28 protein-coding genes and 1 pseudogene are annotated in these 23,615 nt (G+C 36.6%); 27 read left to right on the forward strand and 2 right to left on the reverse strand.

Features of this window, described 5'->3' with window-relative positions; translation table 11 throughout:
* The first annotated feature begins 1 nt into the window (after position 1).
* From hisS to trxA, 5 genes are read left to right on the forward strand one after another with little or no spacing between them, the layout of a single operon-like run.
* Positions 2-1,267: a histidine--tRNA ligase gene (hisS, locus tag BUB87_RS01650; protein ID WP_073341359.1), complete on the forward strand. Its 1,266-nt coding sequence runs from the start codon at positions 2-4 to the stop codon at positions 1,265-1,267.
* A 14-nt stretch (positions 1,268-1,281) separates the two neighbouring features.
* Entirely contained in the window at positions 1,282-3,057 is a 1,776-nt protein-coding gene (gene aspS, locus BUB87_RS01655) for an aspartate--tRNA ligase (RefSeq protein WP_073341360.1), read from the forward strand.
* A complete protein-coding gene (locus BUB87_RS01660; protein WP_073341361.1) occupies positions 3,054-3,833 on the forward strand; it encodes a tRNA threonylcarbamoyladenosine dehydratase in 780 nt (259 codons plus the stop codon). Before aspS ends, BUB87_RS01660 begins: the two co-directional genes overlap by 4 nt.
* Positions 3,834-4,109, forward strand: coding sequence for a metal-sensitive transcriptional regulator (locus tag BUB87_RS01665; protein ID WP_073341362.1), 276 nt, complete (start codon positions 3,834-3,836; stop codon positions 4,107-4,109).
* Between the two features lie 26 nt (positions 4,110-4,135).
* The gene (gene trxA, locus BUB87_RS01670) at positions 4,136-4,453 is read left to right on the forward strand and encodes a thioredoxin (RefSeq protein ID WP_073341363.1); all 318 of its coding nucleotides are present in this window, start codon (positions 4,136-4,138) and stop codon (positions 4,451-4,453) included.
* A gap of 71 nt (positions 4,454-4,524) precedes the next feature.
* Here trxA and BUB87_RS01675 read toward each other — a convergent pair whose 3' ends face one another.
* Together BUB87_RS01675 and BUB87_RS01680 are read right to left on the reverse strand one after the other, a co-directional pair.
* Positions 4,525-4,962, reverse strand: coding sequence for a threonine/serine exporter family protein (locus BUB87_RS01675; RefSeq protein ID WP_073341364.1), 438 nt, complete (start codon positions 4,960-4,962; stop codon positions 4,525-4,527).
* A gap of 3 nt (positions 4,963-4,965) precedes the next feature.
* Positions 4,966-5,727: a threonine/serine exporter family protein gene (locus tag BUB87_RS01680; RefSeq protein WP_073341365.1), complete on the reverse strand. Its 762-nt coding sequence runs from the start codon at positions 5,725-5,727 to the stop codon at positions 4,966-4,968.
* Between the two features lie 111 nt (positions 5,728-5,838).
* On the opposite strand from BUB87_RS01680, the pseudogene BUB87_RS14080 reads away from it, so the two are divergent.
* From BUB87_RS14080 to BUB87_RS01780, 22 genes and pseudogenes are all read left to right on the forward strand, one after another.
* Positions 5,839-5,946, forward strand: a pseudogene (locus tag BUB87_RS14080) (IS30 family transposase); the annotation flags it as partial.
* Between the two features lie 126 nt (positions 5,947-6,072).
* Complete coding sequence (locus BUB87_RS01685) at positions 6,073-6,444, forward strand: GntR family transcriptional regulator (protein ID WP_073341366.1); 372 nt, start codon at positions 6,073-6,075, stop codon at positions 6,442-6,444.
* Positions 6,444-7,139 carry an ABC transporter ATP-binding protein gene (locus tag BUB87_RS01690; RefSeq protein WP_073341367.1) on the forward strand — a complete coding sequence of 232 codons (696 nt, stop codon included), beginning with the start codon at positions 6,444-6,446 and terminating at the stop codon, positions 7,137-7,139. Before BUB87_RS01685 ends, BUB87_RS01690 begins: the two co-directional genes overlap by 1 nt.
* Positions 7,139-7,897 carry an ABC transporter permease gene (locus BUB87_RS01695; protein WP_073341368.1) on the forward strand — a complete coding sequence of 253 codons (759 nt, stop codon included), beginning with the start codon at positions 7,139-7,141 and terminating at the stop codon, positions 7,895-7,897. Before BUB87_RS01690 ends, BUB87_RS01695 begins: the two co-directional genes overlap by 1 nt.
* A 15-nt stretch (positions 7,898-7,912) precedes the next feature.
* Positions 7,913-8,443, forward strand: a complete 531-nt coding sequence (locus BUB87_RS14930) for an FtsX-like permease family protein (RefSeq protein WP_073341369.1) — start codon at positions 7,913-7,915, stop codon at positions 8,441-8,443.
* A gap of 89 nt (positions 8,444-8,532) precedes the next feature.
* On the forward strand, positions 8,533-9,813 hold the full coding sequence (locus BUB87_RS01705; RefSeq protein WP_073341370.1) for a nickel pincer cofactor-dependent isomerase, group 22: 1,281 nt from the start codon (positions 8,533-8,535) through the stop codon (positions 9,811-9,813).
* A 158-nt stretch (positions 9,814-9,971) separates the two neighbouring features.
* A complete protein-coding gene (locus BUB87_RS01710; protein WP_073341371.1) occupies positions 9,972-10,421 on the forward strand; it encodes an RrF2 family transcriptional regulator in 450 nt (149 codons plus the stop codon).
* A gap of 16 nt (positions 10,422-10,437) precedes the next feature.
* Entirely contained in the window at positions 10,438-11,613 is a 1,176-nt protein-coding gene (nifS, locus tag BUB87_RS01715; RefSeq protein ID WP_073341372.1) for a cysteine desulfurase NifS, read from the forward strand.
* Positions 11,614-11,615: 2 nt separating this feature from the next.
* Entirely contained in the window at positions 11,616-12,002 is a 387-nt protein-coding gene (gene nifU, locus BUB87_RS01720; RefSeq protein ID WP_073341373.1) for a Fe-S cluster assembly scaffold protein NifU, read from the forward strand.
* Entirely contained in the window at positions 12,002-13,087 is a 1,086-nt protein-coding gene (mnmA, locus tag BUB87_RS01725; protein ID WP_073341374.1) for a tRNA 2-thiouridine(34) synthase MnmA, read from the forward strand. Before nifU ends, mnmA begins: the two co-directional genes overlap by 1 nt.
* Positions 13,088-13,159: 72 nt before the next feature.
* Positions 13,160-13,633 (forward strand): PRC-barrel domain-containing protein, encoded by a 474-nt coding sequence (locus BUB87_RS01730; RefSeq protein ID WP_159432344.1) that lies wholly within the window; start codon positions 13,160-13,162, stop codon positions 13,631-13,633.
* A 5-nt stretch (positions 13,634-13,638) separates the two neighbouring features.
* Positions 13,639-13,785, forward strand: coding sequence for a hypothetical protein (locus BUB87_RS14310; protein ID WP_159432345.1), 147 nt, complete (start codon positions 13,639-13,641; stop codon positions 13,783-13,785).
* Between the two features lie 53 nt (positions 13,786-13,838).
* Positions 13,839-14,858 (forward strand): AI-2E family transporter, encoded by a 1,020-nt coding sequence (locus tag BUB87_RS01735; protein ID WP_073341376.1) that lies wholly within the window; start codon positions 13,839-13,841, stop codon positions 14,856-14,858.
* Between the two features lie 56 nt (positions 14,859-14,914).
* Positions 14,915-17,614 carry an alanine--tRNA ligase gene (gene alaS / locus BUB87_RS01740; RefSeq protein WP_073341377.1) on the forward strand — a complete coding sequence of 900 codons (2,700 nt, stop codon included), beginning with the start codon at positions 14,915-14,917 and terminating at the stop codon, positions 17,612-17,614.
* A 26-nt stretch (positions 17,615-17,640) separates the two neighbouring features.
* Positions 17,641-17,898 carry an IreB family regulatory phosphoprotein gene (locus BUB87_RS01745; RefSeq protein ID WP_073341378.1) on the forward strand — a complete coding sequence of 86 codons (258 nt, stop codon included), beginning with the start codon at positions 17,641-17,643 and terminating at the stop codon, positions 17,896-17,898.
* Between the two features lies 1 nt (position 17,899).
* Positions 17,900-18,319 (forward strand): Holliday junction resolvase RuvX, encoded by a 420-nt coding sequence (ruvX, locus tag BUB87_RS01750; RefSeq protein WP_073341379.1) that lies wholly within the window; start codon positions 17,900-17,902, stop codon positions 18,317-18,319.
* Positions 18,320-18,373: 54 nt separating this feature from the next.
* A complete protein-coding gene (locus tag BUB87_RS01755) occupies positions 18,374-18,679 on the forward strand; it encodes a DUF1292 domain-containing protein (RefSeq protein ID WP_073341380.1) in 306 nt (101 codons plus the stop codon).
* 98 nt (positions 18,680-18,777) lie between these two features.
* Positions 18,778-19,221, forward strand: a complete 444-nt coding sequence (locus BUB87_RS01760) for a Fur family transcriptional regulator (protein ID WP_073341381.1) — start codon at positions 18,778-18,780, stop codon at positions 19,219-19,221.
* Between the two features lie 117 nt (positions 19,222-19,338).
* Positions 19,339-21,006, forward strand: coding sequence for a ribonuclease J (locus BUB87_RS01765; RefSeq protein ID WP_073341382.1), 1,668 nt, complete (start codon positions 19,339-19,341; stop codon positions 21,004-21,006).
* Positions 21,007-21,018: 12 nt separating this feature from the next.
* Positions 21,019-21,354: a YlbF/YmcA family competence regulator gene (locus tag BUB87_RS01770; protein ID WP_073341383.1), complete on the forward strand. Its 336-nt coding sequence runs from the start codon at positions 21,019-21,021 to the stop codon at positions 21,352-21,354.
* 20 nt (positions 21,355-21,374) lie between these two features.
* Complete coding sequence (gene mltG, locus BUB87_RS01775) at positions 21,375-22,388, forward strand: endolytic transglycosylase MltG (RefSeq protein ID WP_073341384.1); 1,014 nt, start codon at positions 21,375-21,377, stop codon at positions 22,386-22,388.
* A complete protein-coding gene (locus BUB87_RS01780; protein ID WP_073341385.1) occupies positions 22,385-23,611 on the forward strand; it encodes a peptidase U32 family protein in 1,227 nt (408 codons plus the stop codon). The genes mltG and BUB87_RS01780 overlap by 4 nt, the downstream gene beginning before the upstream one ends.
* Positions 23,612-23,615: the final 4 nt, after the last annotated feature.

The raw sequence follows: 23,615 nt of genomic DNA on the forward strand, positions 1-23,615 counted from the left end.
AATGCTGACAACAGCTCCAAGAGGGACAAAAGACATACTGCCGGACGAAGTATATATATGGCAATATATAGAAAATGTAGCCAGGGAAATAGCGGGTAAATACGGGTATAGGGAGATACGAACACCTACCTTTGAGCACACCGAACTTTTTCAAAGAGGTGTGGGAGATACCACAGATATAGTGCAAAAAGAGATGTACACCTTTGAAGATAAAGGCGGCAGAAGTATTACACTGAGGCCGGAGGGTACGGCATCAGTGGTCAGGGCGTTCATTCAAAACAAACTAACTGAACAACCGCAGCCGACAAAGCTTTATTATATTATTTCTGCGTTCAGATACGAAAGGCCTCAAGCTGGGAGAATGAGGGAATTTCATCAATTTGGGGTAGAGGTTTTCGGCTCCGACGATCCTTCTATTGACGCAGAAGCTATTGATATGGCTATGAGTATTTTAAATAAGGTGGGTTTAAAAGGCCTGAAGCTAAAGATAAATAGTATTGGATGTGCAAAATGCAGGGCTGATTACAATAGAGCCTTAAAAGATTTTTTAAAAGTGCGATTAGACAAGCTGTGTGATAACTGTAAAGTAAGATACGAGAAAAACCCTTTGCGGGTGCTTGATTGTAAAAACCCATCATGCCAGGAACAATTTGAAGGTGTACCTGTTATATTAGATTATTTATGTGATGATTGTAAAAATCATTTTAGTAGGTTGCAAAATAGGTTAGATCTTTTGGATATTAAATATGAGGTTGATCCTTCTATAGTAAGAGGTCTTGATTATTATACGAAGACGGCCTTTGAGATTATTTCTGAAGATATCGGCACACAGAATGCAGTATGCGGCGGCGGAAGATATGACGGGCTTGTAAAAGCATGTGGAGGGCCCGATATGCCAGGAGTAGGCTTTGCCATGGGTTTGGAGCGCCTCATCCTGACTATAAAGGCACAAAATATACAAATACCAAAAGCTAACAATGTTGAGGTATTTATTGTTGCCATAGGTGAACAGGCTGATGATTTTGCGTATAGACTGGCAAAACAGCTAAGGGATAGAGGTATATCCTGTGACAAAGATTATATGGGAAGAAGCATAAAGGCACAGTTAAAATATGCAGATAAAATTAATTCACAATACGTACTTATCATTGGGGACGAAGAAATTAAAAAAGGTTTTGCAATATTAAAGCATATGGTTACAGGCAACCAAAGAGAAGTACCTTTTAATCAATTGGTCGACGTACTTAAAGATGTACTAAAGAACTAAAAGGAGGAACAATAATGGGTGAATTATTAAGCGGTTTAAAGCGGACACATATGTGTGGTTTATTGACAGAGAATGAAGTAGGTCGTGAAGCAGTGGTCATGGGATGGGTTCAGAGGCGAAGGGATTTAGGTGGTTTGATATTTATTGATTTAAGAGATAGGACGGGGATAGTACAGGTAGTTTTTGACCAGTCTTTAGGTGATGTATTTAGAAAAGCCGAGAAGGTTAGAAATGAATATGTACTGGCGGTAATAGGAGATGTGGTAAAAAGGGATGAAGAAACGTACAATCCAAACATATCTACAGGGACGATAGAGATTAGGGCAAAGGATCTAAAAATACTGAGTGTGTCAGATACGCCACCGTTTATGATTGAAGACGATGTCAACGTATCTGAATCCGTCAGACTAAAATATAGGTATCTCGATTTGAGAAGGCCTAAAATGCAAAATTATCTCATAACCAGGAGTAAGGTTGCAAAGATTGTAAGGGATTATTTAATAGATCATGGTTTTTTAGAAATAGAAACGCCTTATCTTACGAAAAGCACTCCTGAAGGAGCAAGGGATTTTCTTGTGCCAAGTAGATTGCAACCGGGTACTTTTTATGCCCTACCTCAGTCACCACAGTTGTTCAAACAGCTTTTAATGATTGCCGGCTATGATAGATATTTTCAGTTAGCTAGATGTTTTAGGGATGAAGATTTAAGGGCGGATAGGCAACCAGATTTCACTCAAATTGATATAGAGATGTCTTTTATAGAAGAGGATGATGTTATTGAGCTAAACGAAGGACTTTTAAAAAAGGTTTTTGGTGATGTTTTAGGTATTGAACTTAAAACGCCTTTTTTGAGGTTGACGTATCAAGAAGCCATGGAAAGATTTGGTAGCGACAAGCCTGATTTGCGATTTGGTATGGAGTTAAAGGATCTTTCAGATATATTAAAGGAGACTAACTTTAATGTATTTAGGTCTGCTTTATCCAAGGGAAGTATTAGAGCAATAAACGCCGAAGGTTGTGGAGAAAAGTTCAGCAGGAGAGAGATTGATGCGTTGGTAGACTTAGCAAAAGACTTTGGAGCTAAAGGCCTTGCATGGATATCAATAGATTCAGATGGTCCTAAATCGCCTATTCTCAAGTTCTTGACAGAAGAAGAAATTAATGGGATAATCAAAAGATTAAATGCAAAACCTGGCGATTTACTCTTGATTGTAGCAGATGAAGATGCTGTTGTTTTCAACGTGCTGGGAAGGCTGAGATTACACCTTGGTAGAAAATTAGGGTTAATGAAAAAAGACGATTATAAGTTTGTATGGGTGGTAGATTTCCCGCTACTAGAGTGGAATGAAGAGGAGCACAGATATACAGCGATGCACCATCCATTTACGGCTCCGAAGGATGAAGATATTCCATTGCTGGATTCACAACCGCAAAAAGTACGTGCAAAAGCTTATGATATTGTACTAAATGGCGTTGAATTAGGGGGAGGAAGTATAAGAATACATTCAACAGATATCCAAGAAAAAATGTTTAAGGTGCTGGGGTTTACTAATGAGTCGGCGTGGGAAAGATTTGGTTTTTTAATGGAAGCATTTAAATATGGTGCACCACCTCATGGAGGGATTGCCTATGGCTTTGATAGGTTGATAATGCTTCTTACAGGTACTGATAATATAAGGGATGTGATTGCATTTCCTAAAACACAGAATGGCTCATGTTTGTTAACAGATGCACCATCCCCTGTAGATCTAAAACAGTTAAGGGAATTACATATTAAGGTGGACATATGAAACAGCATGCATTTTCAAGGACCGAATTATTATTAGGCTCCGAAGCCATGGAAAAATTGTACAGGAGTACTGTAGCAGTTTTTGGTATTGGCGGCGTGGGTTCCTATGTAGTTGAGGCATTAGCGAGATCAGGCGTTGGGAAATTGGTATTAATTGATGACGATGATGTTTGCATTACAAATATAAATAGGCAAATTCACGCCACTACGAAAACCATAGGTCAGCCTAAAGTTCAAGTTATGGCGCAAAGGGTTATGGATATAAACCCGAGGGCTGAGGTGGTGACATTTAAGGAATTTTATCTTCCAGACAACGCAGAGAGAATGATTTCTACAGATTATGATTATGTGGTAGATGCAATCGATACTGTTACGGCAAAGATTGATCTTGTAGTAAGATGTAAAAATTTAGGCATACCGATAATCAGCGCTATGGGGGCCGGAAACAAATTAGATCCCACAAAACTAAAGGTTGCTGATATTTATGAAACTAAAATATGTCCTCTTGCGAAAATTATGAGATATGAACTGAGAAAAAGAAATATTAAATCGTTGAAAGTAGTTTACTCGGAAGAAACACCTATAAAGCCGCGCTTGAGCGAGGTAGCTACATGCAAAAATAACTGCGTATGTCCTGATAAAAGTAAAGGTCGTTGTGCTTTGAGAAGACAGATTCCTGGCAGTGTATCTTTTGTACCGCCTGTCATGGGATTTATAATTGCAGGCGAGGTTATAAAAGATCTAATAGATTACAAAAAACGCGGGGAGATGTTATAAGTGAGTGTATCTTATAGCGAACAAAAAGATGATTTGATAAAGAGATTAAAGAAGATAGAAGGTCAGATAAAAGGCATTCAAAAGATGATTGAAGAAGAAAAATATTGTGTGGATGTGTTGGTACAGATTGCAGCAGTGAGATCAGCTATAAACAAGGTTGGATCGATAATACTTAAAAGTCATGCTATGGGTTGCGTAGTTAACTCCGTTGATGAAAGCGATAGGAAAGAAAAGGTTGATGAGTTAGTAGAAACCTTTATTAAATTCATGAAATAGTATAAAATAACATCGAGGTGTTTAAAATGGTTGTAGAATTGACATCTGATAATTTTGAGCAAGAGGTGTTGAAATCAGATAAGCCTGTGCTGGTCGATTTTTGGGCAGAATGGTGCGGGCCGTGTAGAATGGTGTCACCTATTATAGAAGAACTTTCAGAAGATTATAGTGATAAATTGAAAGTAGGCAAAGTAAATGTAGATGAGCAGGAAGATTTGGCACAGAGATTCAGAATAATGAGCATTCCTACGATTATATTATTTAAAGATGGTCAGGTTTTTGATAAAATAATAGGTGCCAGACCTAAAAAAGATTTCCAGACTTTTATTGAAAGAGCATTATAAATTAAATTATGTAAAATTCACGCATTTTCCTACTGAGATAGCGGGAATGCGTGAATTTTTATTTATCTAGTCTATTTTTGCTTTTTTTCTTGGCCTAATTTTATGATTTTCACAGAAGATGTTACGAGAAGTAATCCTGCTGCTATGGCTAAGGCTATGGTTCCTGTTTCGATGCCGTATTTTAAAGCATCTTTGTATTTTTGCTGCAATATAGATATCATGGTATAATATGAGCCGGCTCCTGGTACTAACATAATAAGTGCAGGTACAATAAACATGGTGACAGGTTTTTTATGGAGCCGTGCATATACCTCACCACATATGCCAATAGTTATTGCTGCTATGAAAGAAGCCAGTGTTTTTGAATCACTTAACTTGTAAAAATATAGGTAGCAAAATAAACCTAATGCACCACTAATACCATTACTAACTAATTCATCCTTTGGGACATTAAACACAACAGCAAATGCTATTGTAGCAAAAAAAGCGTAAACGACCTGTAAAAACATTTATTACCTCCAGAATTTTAAGTAGAGATTTAAAATTGAACCAATGCCCGCAGCTACTGCAATTGCTATTATAAGTGCTTCTTCTGCTCTTGAAGATCCTGATACCAGATCACCTGATATGGTATCTCGAATGGCATTGGTTAAAGCAACCCCTGGCACCATTGTCATGATAGTACCTATTATAACTTTATCTATGTGATCGCCCAATCCTATGTTTACTAGTCCAATGGACATGATGGCTGTGACAAAGCCTCCCAGAATATTTATAAAAAACAAAGAGAGATTATATTTATCTAAAAAAATCAATATGTACTCAACAACAGTGGCAATAACTAATGTGGCCAGTGAATCCATATATGAACCCCCGAAAATCAGCGTAAAAAAAGCTGAGCCTACCCCTCCACAAAGCATCCTCGTTAGCACGTTATATTTTTTCATTGTTTTGATTTTGTCTAAAATTATAAAACCTTCTTCAACGCTAATTTTTCCCTTAGCAAATTGTCGTGAAAAATCATTAATAAGAGATACTTTGTTTAAATCAATGCTCCTGTTTTCAATTCGTTTAATCATAGATAATATTTCACCGTTTGCGTCTTCTACAGATACGAAAATACCTGTTGGCGTTACAAAACTTTCAGCAAATGGTATTCCACCGCTTATACATATCCTTCTTATAGTATCTTCTACCCTATAGGTCTCTGCACCGTACATTAACATCATTTCACCGGCATATACAGCTAATTTTAAAATGTTTTTTGACTTCATTTATCTCACCCGCTGCTGTTTTATTACGATTATATTTTTATAACTGCTGTTTCAGTTATAAGGAATGTACAATAATATTTTACAGTAATTGTTGTCGGGCGACAAGGGGCTATAAAACGGATACAAAATTGGTGCAATCAACTTCCAAGGAAGATATTAGGATACAAGACACCTGAAGAATGTTTTTTAGATGAGGTTAGCAAATTATGGTTTTATTAATTCTTTAGAAAATGTTGCATTTAATATTGCAATTTACGTACAACAAATTGTTTATCCTATTGACATTTATACTATCATAGTGTACTATTTAGTTAGTACACTATGATAGTGATATGGAGGTGGAACATGAAAATTGAGTTTGACGAGAGAACACCCATTTACATCCAGATCATGGATATAATAAAGCGGGATATAGTTACAAAAAAACTAAAGGGAGGAGATAAATTGCCTTCTGTAAGGGAAATGGCCGAAAGCCTTAAGGTAAATCCAAATACTGTTCAAAGAGCTTATCAGGAACTTGAAAGAGAAAATGTCACATATACACAGAGAGGCATGGGAACATTTATAACTGAGAATACCGAAAAACTTGCATCATTAAAAAAAGAAATGGCAAAAGAGATAATTGAATCATTTGTAACAGGTATGAGAAGCTTAGGTTTCAATTCAAATGAAATACTCGAAATTATCAAAGAATATCTTAAAAAGGAGGTCAACTGATGGATCTGATTTTAAAAGCGACAAACCTTACTAAAAACTATTACAGTAAAAAGGCATTAAAAGGAATAAACCTTGAAGTGGAAAAAGGGAAAATACTCGGGCTTTTGGGTCCTAACGGCAGCGGCAAAACTACATTTATGAAGATTGCAGCAGGCATATTGAGACCAACATCTGGTCAAATACTAATTGATGGTCAGAAACCGGGCATTTATACAAAATCAATTGTATCGTACCTGCCTGATGTAAACTACCTTTATAAATGGATGAGGATTAGAGATGCAATAAATTTCTTCAAAGATTTTTATGTTGATTTTGACCTTGAAAAGTCAAAAAGACTGTTGGATTTTATGAAACTTGATGAAAATGATAAAGTAACTTCACTTTCAAAAGGAATGCTTGAAAAATTGCATCTTACACTTGTGCTTTCGAGAAATGCAAAGTTGTATATTTTTGATGAACCCCTTGGCGGTATAGATCCTAATGCGAGAGAAAAGATAATTGACGCAATAATTGATAATATCCGCGAAGATAGTTCAATGATTATATCAACACACCTTGTAAGAGATATTGAAAGGCTTTTTGACGATGTCGCATTTATTTCAGATGGTGAAATTATTTTAAATGGAAATGCCGAAGAATTAAGGACAGAAAGAAATAAATCTATTGATGAAATCTTCAGGGAGGTGTATGCATAATGCTTAAACTAATAAAGTATGAGCTTGCGGGAAGGTATAAATACTATCTTGGATTTTCAATTGCCTTAATTTTATTGAATATATACCTTATAATGAAAAATGATACATGGTCAGATGGCTTACCATTCGTTGTATCTTTTATGGTTGGATTTGCCTGCTTTGTAGCCGTACTTATATCAGGAGTGATGTTGTATCAGAGGGATATGTACGGTGATACAGGCTACCTTTTGTTCACACTGCCACAGAGAGGCTATGCTATAGCTGGTTCAAAGTTAATTATATCAATCATTGAATTTACATTATTTATAACCTTATCTGGAGTAATGGCATTTATAAATCTATTATATATGCATGAAGCTAAAGCACTTATAGATACGATACTCCAGTATAAAATTTCTGTACTGTACACATTTATATTTGCTTTATTGACTTTTATCGCAGTATTAGTGTTGTCATATTTTTCCCTTACAATCAGCAAAATAGCTTTTTACAATAAAAAATATGGGAAAATTTTATCATTAGTAATATTTTTACTTATTTCCTATATAATTACTAAAATCTCTAGTTATCTCATAAATTTATTCCCATATAATTTTAATATCAGTCCATTTTCAGAAATTGCACAAAGAAGTGGCGTCGTTGCTTTATCTTTTACAGTATTACCAATAAATATAGCAAGCACTATTTTCCAAATACTTGTATATATAGGGCTGTTCATTGTAACATCATATCTTATTGATAAAAAGATAGATTTATAAAAAGGAGGCCAAAGCATGATAGAAGTAAACAAGGTTTTTAAATTCTACCAGATGGGAAAAGAACAAGTCGCTGCATTAAACGGAGTTGACCTTAAAATAAGGGACGGAGAGTTTGTGGCAGTTGTTGGCCCATCAGGCTCAGGGAAATCCACATTAATGCATTTGCTTTTCGTTGCAGCAATAGGCGTCATAAACACAATGATAATGTCAATATATGAAAGAACAAGGTCTATTGGTATAATGAAAGCAGTCGGTGCGTCGAAGGATAATATCAAGAATCTCTTCCTGGTAGAATCCGGTTTACTTGGATTTATCGGAGGCATAATGGGGATTTTATTCGGATGGCTTGGTACAAAAATCCTCGGGTTTATATTTAACATCTATATAAAGAGTAAGGGTGGAACTTATACCGAAATATTTTATATACCCCTGTGGCTTGTTTTAGGTTCTCTTGCCTTCTCAATACTTGTGACGGTCATAGCAGGACTTTACCCTGCGACCCGTGCAGCCAAACTTGACCCGATAGAGGCACTTAGATATGAATAAATGACGAAAATCTAACAAAATGGAAAACTGTCGTGATTTTTGATAAAATTGTATATGAAAGAAATTAATTAATAGGAGAAGGAGATAATATGAGCGGTGTTATTGAAGAACTTCTCTCGGATATACCTATACCAAAGATGGTAAAAATCCGCCAAATTTTTGAACAGCCGAGAATAGATGATGTGGAAAAAGCATGTGTGGAAAAGTTACAGAATTCGGGTCTCATAGAAAGGATAAAGCCAGGGCAATCGGTAGCTGTTGCTGTAGGCAGCAGGGGTATAAAAAATATCGCACTTATTGTAAGAACCGTTATCAACGAAATTAAGAAAAAAGGTGCTTCACCTTTTATAGTACCTGCTATGGGTAGCCATGGTGGGGCCACTGCTGAAGGTCAGAGGGCTGTGCTTGAAGGTCTGGGAGTAACTGAAGAATACGTGGGAGCTCCTATAAAATCGTCAATGGAGGTGGTGCAACTAGGGAAAACCGATGACGGTTTGCCCGTATATTTTGATAAAATTGCGTCATCAGCCGATGCTATAGTCATCATAAACAGGATAAAACCGCATACTGCCTTTAGAGGTCGTATAGAATCAGGGCTTATGAAGATGATAACTATCGGACTAGGCAAGCAAAAAGGTGCTGAAATATGCCATGCCATGGGTTTTGGTTATATGGCTAAAAACGTACCTCAAATAGCCAGATTTGCATTAAAGAAAATGCCTATAGTCTTCGGAGTAGGCATAGTAGAAAATGCTTATGATGAAACCGCCAGAATAGAAGTACTACATCCCGAAGAAATGGAGGATAAAGAAGCGGAGCTTTTAATGTGGGCGAAACAGCATATGGGAAAGATACTTTTAGATAAATTTGATATACTTGTTATAGATGAAATAGGAAAGGATATAAGCGGGGACGGCATGGACCCAAATGTAACTGGGAGGTACCCTACCCCCTATGCTTCAGGAGGACCTGATGTACAAAGGATAGTTGTGCTCAGCCTTACGGAAAAATCTCACGGGAATGCTAATGGTGTAGGTACCGCTGATTTTACCACCCGTCGATTGTTTGAAAAGATGAGATTTGACCAGACATATCCCAATGCCCTTACATCTACGGTGGTAGGTCCCGTAAAAGTGCCAATGGTGCTGGATACTGATAAGCTAGCCATACAAGCTGCTATTAAGACATTGAATAGTGTAGCAGAATATGGTCCAACGATAGTTAGAATAAAAAATACATTGAGTTTAGAGGAAATAATGATATCGGAAAATTTAATTCCAATGGTACAGGGGCGAAAAGATATTAAAATTTTGACTGAACCATTTGATTTGCGATTTGACGATAAAGGAACAATTGAGCCATTCTTATGATACCAATATTGCGTTAACTAGTCATGGAGCGGGTTTATACGTGATTTTTAAACCAGCTCCTCTTGTTTTGTATCTAAAATACTTGACAATATGCCATGTATATGTTAAATTAATTGTGTAAATCCTAGTATATAGCTAGGAATTGTTGGAGGTGTACGATGAGACTTTCTACAAAAGGACAATATGGCGTCAGAGCCATGCTTGAGTTGGCATTAAACTATGGTGAAGGCCCTATTGCGCTAAAGACTATAGCCGAAAAGCAGGATATATCGGAACACTATCTTGAACAGTTAATAGCTATTTTAAAGAAAGCTGGTCTTGTAAAAAGTACCCGCGGTGCTCAGGGCGGTTATACATTGGCTATGGCACCTAGCGAGATAACTGTAGGAGATATTTTAAGGGCATTGGAAGGTCCTCTGGCTCCCGTAGAATGTGTTATTGATGGGGAAGAGGTAGAGTGTCAGCGTGCCGATTTTTGCGTTTCAAGGTTGGTATGGCAGAAAATAAAGGATAGTTTAAATAAGGTAGTTGACTCTATAACTTTGCAGGATATGGTTGATGATTATAAAAAAATGAATAGTAAAGATTCATACATGTATTATATATGATTTAGGAGGTCAATTTATGGAGAAAATATATTTAGATAATGCGGCAACCACACCGGTCAAAAAAGAAGTTTTGGATGAGATGATGCCGTATTTTTCTGAAAAATTTGGAAATGCTTCAACCCTTTATTCTTATGGTAGAGAATCAAAGAAAGCGCTGGATATTGCTAGGGATAGAGTTGCAAAAGCATTGGGAGCTGATCCTGCTGAGATATACTTTACCAGCGGCGGCACAGAATCTGATAATTGGGCTATAAAGGCTGCTGCCTATGCGTTGAGAGAAAAGGGCAACCATATAATAACTACTTCTATAGAGCATCACGCTGTGCTTCATACCTGTGAATATCTTAAAAAACAGGGCTTTAAAATAACATATCTTCCTGTAGATGAATATGGCTTAGTTGATGTAGAAGAGGTTAAAAAAGCTATAACAGATCAGACTATTCTAATCTCTGTTATGTATGCGAATAATGAGGTGGGTACAATCGAACCTGTGGCAGAGATAGGAGAAATAGCAAAGGAACGCGGTATACTATTTCATACTGATGCAGTTCAGGCAGTTGGTCATATACCTGTTGACGTGAAAAAATTAAATTGCGATATGCTTTCTCTATCAGCTCATAAATTTTATGGTCCTAAAGGAATAGGAGCCCTTTATATTAGAAAGGGTGTAAAGATTCATCCGTATATGCACGGTGGAGGACAGGAAAAAGGTCGAAGGGCAGGTACAGAGAATATACCAGCAATAGTAGGCCTAGGAAAAGCAATAGAGTTAGCAACTCAAAACCTCAATCAAAGTATGGAAAAACTCACATTCCTTAGAAATAAGCTTATTAATGGTTTGCTGAACAAAATAGACCATGTAAAACTCAATGGGCATCCTGAAAAGAGGTTGCCTGGTAATGTAAATATATCAGTAGAGTATGTAGAGGGAGAATCTATGCTTCTGAGCCTGGATATGAAGGGAATATGTGCTTCCAGCGGTTCTGCATGTACGTCAGGCTCATTGGATCCATCCCATGTGCTTTTAGCAATGGGATTACCTCATGAACTGGCCCATGGTTCATTGAGGTTTTCTATAGGCGAACAGAATACGGAAGAGGAAATCGACTATGTAATCCAGGTTTTGCCTGATATCGTGGCAAGGTTAAGGGAGATGTCTCCATTATACGAAAAAGCAAGAGAGGGGAAATAATAATGTATAGCGAAAAGGTTATGGATCATTTTATGAATCCAAGAAATGTAGGAGAAATACCTGACGCAGATGGCGTTTTTCAAGTAGGAAATCCTGTTTGTGGCGATATTATGAAGATATACCTTAAGATAAAAGATGGTATCATAGTTGATGCCAAATTTAAGACTTTTGGTTGTGGTGCAGCTGTGGCGACCAGCAGTATGGCTACAGAAATGATAAAAGGCAAGCCGATAGAGGAAGCTCTTAAATTGACCAATAAAGCAGTGGCAGAAGCTCTTGATGGCTTACCCGCTACGAAGATGCATTGTTCTGTTCTGGCAGAGGAAGCGGTTAAAGGAGCTATTGAGGATTATTATAAAAAACATGGTATCAATAAGCAGGTGGAGTAATGGCAAAAAAAGTTGTTTTGGGTATGAGTGGTGGTGTCGATAGTTCTGTTGCAGCTTACTTGCTGCAACAGGAAGGTTATGAAGTCATTGGTGTTACTATGCAGATATGGCCTGATGAAGATGAGTATAAGATCATCCATGAAGGCGGTTGTTGCTCGCTGTCAGCGGTTGAAGATGCCAGGAGAGTTGCCAATAGACTGGGGATACCACATTATGTGTTAAATTTCAAGGACATATTTAAAGAGAAAGTGATTGACTATTTTGTAGATGAATATTTACATGGTAGGACGCCCAATCCATGCATTGCATGTAATCGCTTTATAAAATTTGAGGCTCTCTTATATAGAGCATTGTCAATAGGGGCTGATTATGTTGCCACAGGTCATTACGCTAAAATTGAATACGACGATAATTTGGGCAGATATCTTCTTAAAAAGGCGATTGATCAGAATAAGGATCAGACATATGTGCTCTACAGTTTTACACAGCAACAGCTAGAGCACACAGTTATGCCTCTGGGTTATTATACTAAGCCTCAAATAAGAGAAATAGCTAAGGAATTAAAGTTGCCTGTGGCAGCAAAGCCTGAAAGCCAGGAGATATGCTTTGTACCTGATAATGATTATGGTAAATTTATTGAAGAGCAAAAGCCTGATGAGATAAAAGCTGGATATTTCGTCGATACTAAAGGGAATATCCTGGGAAGACATAGAGGTATTGCCCATTACACCATAGGTCAACGCAGAGGACTGGGTATATCTGCAGGAAAACCATTATATGTAGTAGACATAAAACCGGAGGAAAATATTGTGGTAGTCGGAGATGAAAAGGATGTTTATAGTGATGAACTTATCGCTGAAGATTTGAATTTTATACCTTTTGACAGATTAGAAGAGGCGATGAATGTTAATGTAAAAATAAGGTACACTGCTAAAGAAGCTCAGGCTGTTATAACCCCTATGGGAAAAGACAAAGTTAAAGTAAAATTTAAAAACCCTCAAAGGGCGATTACCCCAGGACAAGCTGTTGTGTTTTATGACGGGGAAATAGTTGTAGGTGGAGGAATTATAGTAAAAAATAATTAGAAATGCACCGATGCACGGTGCATTTTTTGTATTTAAAAGAGAAAAAATAAAATAAGAAAGTGAGGTATGTCTATGATAAAAGCTTCTTCACTTTTAAATCTACCTGTATATTCTGATAAAACAGGAAAAAAACTCGGCAATGTAAAAGACGTAGTATATGGACCTTTAAAAGACAGCATTGTGGGATACATTATAAACAGTGGAAGCATTTTTAAAAGCCCAAAGTTTGTGATGGCAAATAATATATCCCACATTACTAAAGATTATCTGGTTGTAAAGGACGAGTATTCTATACAAGATCTAAGTGAGAATTCTGATATATTTATACACCGGAATTCTCATTTCGTAGGTAGTAGTGTCAAGGATACTCAGGGCAAAAATTTGGGCATAGTCAGCGACGCGGTTGTAGATACAGGAAATAACCAGGTAAAAGGCTATATATTGAGTGACGGTTTAATAAGCGACCTGATAAATGGACGCAGTTTTATAGAAAGAAATGAAGATATAATATATGATGGCCACGATATTATTGTAACGAGGAGGTAATTGTATTGGATGGAAAATTGCTAAGAGGTATGATTTTGGGAGGTCTTGTGACATACCTTGCAGAACGGGGTTTAAAAAAGATGAACAAAGGTATCAAACGTGATATGGCAGAAAAAGCATTTAATGCCATAAGAAAAATGGCAAAAGTATGAAACTATAGGCATAAAAGGCTATGCTTTTTATGCCGTACATAAGGTGATATAAAGTGAAAAAATATATAATGATATTCTTGTTAATATTTACGATTGCTTTTATATTTATCTATAGAATAAAATTAAAAAAGGTTTTAATGCCTTTTTTATTAGCTTCTATTATGGCATACATATTAATGCCCGCTGTGAATTGGTTGACGCAAAAGAAGTTTTCTCGATTAAAAGCAATAATAATTGTATATGGTATTATAATATTAGTTTTTTCTTTAATTGTATATTATATAATTCCTTTGATATTAGGTGAAATATCTCAGGCTGGTACGCTTTTGCCATATTACTTTAAATTATTTAATGATATAGAAAAAATTGTCCAAAAGAGATATTCTGAATATTTACCACCACAGCTGGAAACAGCAATTATAGATAATATAGGTAAAATAAACAAGCAAATATCTGTTATAATTGGGAATGGAATAAAAACTTTAATTTCAATTATGAGTCAAAGCGTCAATTTTATTTTATCGCCAATTATAGCTTTTTATATTTTAAAAGATTCAAAGTATTTATATGAACAGTTTTTGATGCTTTTCCCTGGGAGATATAGACAGACCATTAGCGAATTGCTAAAAGAAATTGATAAGGTTATAAAAGGTTTTGTTAATGGTCAACTACTTGTAGCATTGTTTGTGGCTATAGTAACATCCATAGGCCTTTATGCTATAGGTCTAAACTTTGCCATATTAATCGGCATAATAGCTGGCATTTTGAATATCGTTCCGTATTTGGGGCCAATTGTAAGTGGTGGGTTAGCGGTAATAGCTGGTTTAATACAATCCCCTTACAAGGCGTTATCAGCTGTTGTGATTTTTATAATTGTTCACCAGATAGAAAGTGGTATTTTATCACCTAAGATTGTAGGTGAAAGCGTTGGTTTGCATCCGGTAGTAATTATATTTTCACTTTTAATTGGTGAAGAATTTTTTGGCGTATGGGGTATGTTTTTTGCCATACCTGTTGTAGCAACTATAAAAGTAATATTAAATTATATTGTTGATAACATGGACATGGTTTAAAAATATATGGTATAATAAATTAAAACAAAAATGTATGTTTTATCAGGAGGAACGACATGGAGAAACTATCGATGAATGAAATAAGGGAGCTATATCTATCTTTTTTTGAATCCAAAGGGCATTTACGGCTTCCCAGTTTTTCGTTGATACCTAAGAATGATAAAAGCCTTTTGTTAATAAATTCCGGAATGGCGCCATTAAAGCCGTATTTTACTGGTAAGGAAACACCGCCTTGTAAACGTGTAACCACATGTCAGAAATGTATCAGGACTCCTGACATAGAGAGGGTTGGGAAAACAGCTCGTCATGGTACATTTTTCGAAATGTTGGGTAATTTTTCTTTTGGAGATTACTTTAAAAAAGAAGTTATTCCATGGGCATGGGAATTGACAACAAAGGTCTATAAGCTTCCTGAAGATAGGTTATGGATAACTATTTACGAAGAAGATGAAGAGGCTTTTGAAATTTGGCGGCAGGTTGGAGTACCTGAGGATAGGATTATCCGAAGGGGGAAAGAAGATAATTTTTGGGAAATAGGTACAGGCCCATGTGGTCCTTGTTCAGAGCTTTATTATGATAGGGGAGAAAAAAGGGGCAAATGCGGTAAGGCTCATTGCCACATGTTTCACGGCATCGTCAGGGGTAAAGAAGTTGATAATGAAGTTGTCGATGAGAACATATGTGAGGATTGCGATAGATTTTTAGAATTCTGGAATCTTGTTTTTACTCAATATGATAAAGATGAGGCTGGAAATTATAATCCTCTGCCAAATCCTAATATAGACACGGGTATGGGGCTTGAGCGAATGGCAGTTATTATTCAGGATGTAGAGTCTATATTTGAAGTAGATATTATAAAGGCAATAATGGACCATATATCGGATATGGTAGGTATAAAATATGGCGAAGACCCTTCAAAAGATGTTTCGCTGAGAGTAATAACTGACCATATAAGAGGTATAACTTTTATGATTTCTGATGGCATATTGCCTTCCAATGAAGGAAGAGGATATGTATTGAGGAGGATTATAAGGAGAGCAGCTCGCCATGGACGTTTATTGGGGTTAAATGAGCCGTTTTTATTCAAAGTATGCCAGAAGGTTATAGAACAGTATAGAGGCACGTATAAAGAGTTAGAAAACAAGAGTGATTACATAAAAAGGGTTATAAAAAGAGAAGAAGAGCGTTTTGCAGCAACTATAGAACAAGGATTGAATATCCTGGATCAGTACGTTGATGAACTGTTGCAACATGGCTATTCAGTGCTTTCTGGCGAAAAAGCTTTTAAACTTTATGATACCTATGGTTTTCCTCTCGATTTGACCAAGGAAATATTAGCGGAAAAAGGGTTTTCTGTAGATGAAGAAGCATTCAACGAATTAATGAGAGAACAAAAGGAAAGGGCAAGGGCTCACGCTATTGCAGATGCTTCCTTGTGGTCATTGGACGATACGAAGGAGCAATTTGCCAAAGTTAAGACACAATTTGTGGGGTATGAGCAATACGAAGCAGAGGCCAAAGTATTGGGGATTATTTTGAACGACAGCGTTATAAATAGTGCCGAGGAAGGTCAGGAAGTAGGAATTATACTGGATATAACTCCTTTTTATGCTGAAAGCGGAGGTCAGGTAGGAGATACAGGTGTTATTTTTAATGATAATATGGAGTTCAAAGTTGAGAATACGGTTAAATTTGGCGGAGACAAAATCCTTCATAATGGGCGTGTACTGAGTGGTAGAATATCTGTTGGCGATGACGTAATTGGTAGAATTGATGTAGATAGAAGAGAAGATGCTGCAAGAAATCATACAGCTACACACCTTTTGCATAAGGTTTTGAGAAATTTATTAGGAGATCATGTCCATCAATCTGGTTCTTATGTTGGACCGGATAGATTGAGATTTGATTTTACTCATTTTGAACAGATAAGTGATGATGTTATTGAAAGGATTCAACAGGAAGTCAACAAGAAAATATATGAAAACATAAGTGTTTCTGTTGAAGAAATGCCTATTGATCAAGCTCGAAGATCAGGAGCAATGGCGCTTTTTGATGAAAAGTATGGAGACATTGTAAGGGTAGTCAGTATCGGAGATTTTAGTAAAGAGTTTTGCGGTGGAACCCATGTAGAAAATACCTCTCAGATTGGTTTATTTAAGATTATTTCTGAGACCAGTGTTGGAGCGGGTATCAGGCGTATTGAGGCACTTACGGGAAGAGGTGCGCTGGCTTACCTTAATGAGAGAGACGGTATAGTTGAAAAGGCATCGAGGCTTTTAAAGATTAGTGCCTCTAAGGAATTACTAGGTAAGATTGATGAACTCATGGAGCAGATTAAGAGGCTGGAAAAGGAAAAGAATGCATTAAATGAGAAAATAGCTTCATTTTATGCGCATACATTAATGGAAAATGCACAAGATATTTCTAATCTAAAGCTTGTGGCAGCTAAATTAGAAAATATTGATGTAGATGGGTTAAAATTGTTAGGGGATAGTATCAAAGAAAAGTTTGCAGAATGCGTGGTGATTTTAGCGGGGATTGAAAAGAATAAAGTTAATTTTGTAGGTATGGCTACTAAAGGTGCCGTGGCACAAGGAATACATGTAGGCAATGTACTGCGAGAAGTAGCCAAGATTGCAGGCGGAGGAGGTGGAGGTCGACCCAATATGGCGCAGGCAGGAGGAAAAGACCCGTCAAAAGTAGAAGAGGCTCTGGCTTTGGCAAAAAAGCTTATAGAAGGTCAGTTGAATAATTAGTTCCTTTTGAAAAGGAGTGCATGTAAATGGATAATAACAAAGAACAACAAACTGCGAAATTTAAGGTTGACCGAGAGGACATAACTGAGGCACAAAAAATTCTATTTGAGGTTTATAGTGCTTTAAAAGAAAAAGGTTATAATCCTATAAATCAGATTGTAGGGTATTTGCTTTCGGGCGATCCAACGTATATAACAAGTTATAAAAATGCTAGAAGCCTTATAAGGCGCTTGGAAAGAGATGATATATTGGAAGAACTTGTGAAAAAATATGTAGGAGAATGATATGAGGATATTAGGAATGGATGTGGGCGACAAAACCATTGGTCTGGCTATTTCTGATCCCCTGGGTATAACTGCCCAGGGGTTGATGACGATAAAAAGGAGTAGTATTGAAAACGATATAGAGCGAATTAAAGAAATAATAAAAGAGTATGGTGTCGAATCAATAGTAATAGGTATGCCGAAAAATATGAATAATACCATAGGGCCACGGGCGAAAATTGTTATTGAATTTGCTCAAAAGTTGAAAAATAAAACAGATATAAACTGTGAATTTTATGATGAACGATTGACGACGGTTGAAGCTGAAAGGGTATTGTTGCAATCAGATATGAGCAGGAAAAAACGAAAAAAAGTTATAGATAAAATGGCAGCTGTTTTGATATTACAGTCATATCTGGATAATATCAAAAAACGCTGTTGACAGATTTTATATAATGGTATAGAATAGCATCATAACTTATAATGAGGTGATTTTATGGATAATATGAATGAAAACAATACTATAGTGCTTTTTGATGAGGATGGCAACGAGGTAGAGTTCGAACTGATAGCTTCTCTGGACGTAGATGATAATACTTATGTAATTGTTACACCTACCGAAGAAGATACTGACGATGCATATATACTGCGAGTGGAACAGGATGAAAATGGTGAGGATGTCTTTGTAGGTATAGAAGATGATGACGAATTTAATGCGGTTGCTGAAGCTTATGAGGAGCTGAGTAGAGGAACATATGATTATGATGAAGACGATGAAGATAGCGATGAGGACGAAGATTAATTAAACAGTATACCGAAAGGTATACTGTTTTTGGTATTGACAAAATAATTTTGTAAGAATAAACTGTTATTAAAAAGATTAACATAAAGGTGATGGTATTGAATTCGTTTATTGATGAATTAAAAGATCAGTTAAAGCGAAACGGATATAAACTTACGACTCAGAGGCGAGTTATACTTGATACCATAATTGAAAATTTGGATAAGCATCTGTCGATTGAAGATATCTTTGATCTTGTTAAAAAGAAATATCCTGAGATCGGGCTCGCTACGGTATACAGGACCGTTCAGCTATTTGAACAACTAGGTATTATTTACAAATTGAATTTTGATGATGGCAGAAGCAGGTATGAATTATACCAGAATAAAGAGGATCATCAACATCATCATCTTATTTGCTTAAAGTGCGGAGCAATATTCGAAGTAGAAGAAGATTTGTTGGAGGATCTGGAAAAGAGAATAGAAAAAGAGAAGAATTTTGAAATCGTTGACCATAATGTAAGGTTTTTTGGTTATTGTAAGAATTGCAGGTCAAAGAAATAACCAGCAGGTTTATCTTTGACTTTTTCTTTTGCTTGAACTGGGTATTATAATAAAGTATAATAAATAATAGCGGTGCGTGATCGGTTTGTATGAACGGGTTCAGAAAGGAGAGAAATAGTGCCTGCCAAAAATTCTAAAATAAGAATTATACCATTGGGTGGATTAAATGAGATCGGAAAAAATATGACGGTCTATGAATACAAAGATGAGATTATAGTAGTAGATTGTGGATTGGCTTTTCCTGATGATGAAATGTTAGGGATCGATCTGGTGATACCTGATATTTCGTATCTTTTGAAAAATCAAGAAAAGGTAAAAGCGATTATATTGACTCATGGTCATGAAGATCATATTGGTGCTTTGCCTTATGTTTTAAAACAAATAAATGTGCCTGTTTACGGTACGCGTTTGACCATGGGGATTGTTGAAACCAGATTAAAAGAACAAGGTTTGCTAAGAGATTCTAAATTAATAAATGTAAATCCTGGAGAGTCAGTAGAAATAGGCAATTTTAAAGTAGAGTTTATAAGAACGACTCACAGTATAGCAGATTCTGTGGCCCTGGCAATTCATACGCCTATGGGTGTAATAGTTCATACCAGTGATTTTAAAGTGGATTACACACCAATTGATGGTAAGCCAATGGATATACACAGATTTGCAGAGCTAGGTAAAAAAGGTGTTTTGGTTATGCTGGCAGATAGTACCAATATTGAGAGGCCAGGTTATACTCTTTCTGAAAAAACTGTTGGCGAAGCACTTGATAATATTTTTAGTGGTGCTGAGGGCAGGATTTTGATTGCCACTTTTGCATCAAATATTCATCGTATACAACAGGTTATAAACGCTACTTATAAGTATAATAGAAAGCTTGCTGTGAGTGGCAGAAGTATGATTAACGTAATAAATGTGGCTGTAGAATTAGGGTACTTAAATTTACCCAGTGATATGATGGTATCGCTGGAAGATGCTATTAAACTACCTCATAATAAAGTGGTTATTTTGACAACAGGTAGTCAGGGAGAGCCAATGTCTGCACTTACCAGAATGGCTTATTCAGAACACAAATTAGTCGATATAGTGCCAGGGGATCTTGTGATAATTTCTGCAGATCCTATACCTGGCAATGAAAAGACTGTATCAAGGGTGATTAACCAGCTGTTTAAAAAAGGAGCTGAAGTTGTATATGAAGCTTTGGCAGATGTACACGTATCTGGTCATGCTTGCCAAGAAGAGCTAAAGTTAATGCACACGCTTGTTAAACCAAAATTTTTTATACCCGTTCACGGAGAATATAGACACTTAAAGCAACATGCCAAGTTGGCTGAAAATCTTGGAATGCCACCAGAGAACATATTTATTGCAGATAATGGATACGTATTGGAATTTAACAGAGATTCCGGGCGAATAGCCGGCACTGTTACGGCCGGGAGAGTGCTTGTGGATGGCTTTGGCGTGGGCGATGTGGGGAATATCGTCTTGAGGGATCGCAAGCATCTTTCACAAGATGGCCTTTTGGTAGTTGTTGTCACCATATCAAAGGATAGCGGTTCTGTGATCGCAGGACCCGACATAATTTCAAGAGGATTTGTATATGTCAGAGAATCAGAGGATCTTATGGAAGAAATAAAAAAAGTCGTCAAAAAGTCTCTTGATGAGTGTTTGAGCAACAACTTTACAGAATGGGCTACTATTAAATCAGAAATTAAAAATGCTGTAACTAAATTTTTATTTGAAAAAACCGCTAGAAAACCGATGATACTGCCGATTATTATGGAGATATGAGGTGAGGGTTTCATGGTAAATGTTCATGACGCGGCTTATGCCCTGGCTTCGGCTATAGAAAATTGTGAAGAGTATAAAAGACTAGTAGAAGCTAAAAAAAAGATAGAAGCAAATCCTAAAAATAAAGAAATGTTGCAAGATTTTCATCAAAAACAATTAAATTATCAGACAAAACAGATGATGGGCGAAAAGGCCGATGAAGAATTGAAACAGCTTCAAAACCTCTACCGGGTTCTTTCCATGAACATGGACTTAAATGAATACCTTCAAGCTGAATATTCTTTTAGCACTTTGGTTGCCGATGTTTATAAGATAATCGGCGATGTACTGGAAAAAGTGAGGATGTAATAAAAAGGGGGATTTTGGCTATGCGAAAAAAACATACCTTGTATGCGTTATATATAGTATTGGTTATTGTTTTTCTAATAGCATACTACATCAATAGTAGTATTCCTGCTGGTAGCAGCAATAAAAGTGTAAATGTGGTAATTCCCGCTAATACAACAGCTTTAGGCATAGCCAAGATCCTCAAAGAAAATAAGGTAATAAAAAATGAATATTTTTTTATGCTTTATTTAAAAATCAACGGAAAGGGGAATAATTTTAAAGCCGGAAAATATCAGTTAAAGCAGGACATGCCTTATAAAGACATTGTGGATATTCTAACAAAGGGCAGCAATGTCAGTGAATACGTCAGGTTGACTATTCCTGAAGGCTATACGGTAGCGCAGATCGCTGATAAATTGTCACAAATGGGATGGAGCCGTAATGAATTTCTAAAAGAATGTAAGGTTGGAATTTTTGATTATGCATTTTTAAAAGATATACCTTCTAATCGCCCTTATAGGCTGGAGGGTTATCTGTTTCCGGATACCTATTTCATAAAAAAGCAAACATCTGAACATCAGGTAATTGATATGATGTTAAAGAGATTTGATGATGTGGTAGTAAAGTATTATAACGCACAAAATAAACGTATACCATTAGATGAAGTCGTTATTGTAGCATCAATGATAGAAAAAGAAGCGAGAATTGATATGGATAGACCACTTATTGCCAGTGTTATATACAACAGACTAAATAAAGGCATGAAACTACAAGTGGATGCCACGGTTTTATATGCCCTGGGTATACAGAAAGATAGACTCACTCTGAAAGATTTGGAGTTCAAATCGCCATATAACACATATTATGTTAAAGGTTTGCCTATAGGCCCTATAAGTAATCCAGGGTACAAATCTATCCAGGCGGCGTTGAATCCCGCAAAAACAGGTTATTATTACTATGTTGCTAGAGGTGATGGTTCTCACGTCTTTTCGCACAGTTATGACCAGCACCTGAATGCGATAAAAGCAATAGAAAAAGGTAGTGTTGTGCGATGAATAAAAAAAAGGTTGAGCTTCTGGCGCCTGCAGGTGATCTAGAGAGATTGATAGTAGCAGCAGAATATGGCGCGGATGCAGTGTATTTCGGTGAAAATAGATTTGGGCTCAGATCGGGTGTAGGCTTTACTTTAGAAGACATTCGAAAGGGAATACAATACCTGCACGATAGAGGCAAAAAGGCGTATATAACGGTAAATATCATACCACATAATGATGATTTTAAGGGATTGAGTGATTATGTGGCTTTTTTGGGAGATAATGGTGCAGACGGTATAATATTATCAGATCCTGGGGTTTTATCTGTAGTAAAAGAAGTAGCGCCAGATGTCGACGTCCATCTCAGCACGCAGGCAAATGCAGTAAATCTTCGAAGCATCTTATTCTGGTACAGGCAAGGTATAAAAAGGATTGTAATAGCAAGAGAGCTTTCTCTAGCGGAAATAAGTTACATCAGCCAAAACATACCGGATGACTTGGAAATTGAAGCTTTTGTTCACGGTGCGATGTGTATATCTTATTCGGGCAGGTGCCTTTTAAGTATGTATATGACAGGTAGAGATGCCAATAAAGGTGAATGTGCGCACCCATGCCGGTGGGAATATGCATTATATGAGGCAAAACGCCCTGGAGAATATTTTCCAATAGAAGAGGACGAAAGAGGGACTTATATATTAAATTCTAAAGACCTCTGTATGATCCAATATATTCCACAGATGATTGATGCGGGCATAAATAGTTTTAAGATAGAGGGCCGAAATAAATCATCGTATTATGTAGCCACAGTGGTAGGCGCATATAGAAAAGCTTTAGATGAGTATTACAAAAAACCTGAAGCATATGAGTTTAAGGAGCAATGGCTTGATGAGCTTAAAAAGGCCAGTTATAGGGAATTCACCACCGGTTTTTACTTAGGTAAACCATACGAATCACAGAACTATAAGACCAGTAGTTATATAAGGAATTATGACTTTGTCGGGATGGTTCTTGATTACAATGAAAAAACCGGGTTAGCGACGATAGAACAGAGAAATCGGGTTTTTAAAGGCGATAAAGTAGAAATCATAGGCCCTTATAGAGACTATTTTGAACAGGTCATTGAAGAAATGTACGATGAAGAAGGAAATACTATAGACGTCGCGCCACACCCACAACAGTTATTTAAAATAAAGGTGAAAAATAGAGTAAAACCCTATGATATGTTGAGAAGGAAAAAGGTATAACCCA

Source organism: Caldanaerobius fijiensis DSM 17918 (assembly GCF_900129075.1).
GTDB classification, from domain to species: Bacteria; Bacillota; Thermoanaerobacteria; order Thermoanaerobacterales; family Caldanaerobiaceae; genus Caldanaerobius; species Caldanaerobius fijiensis.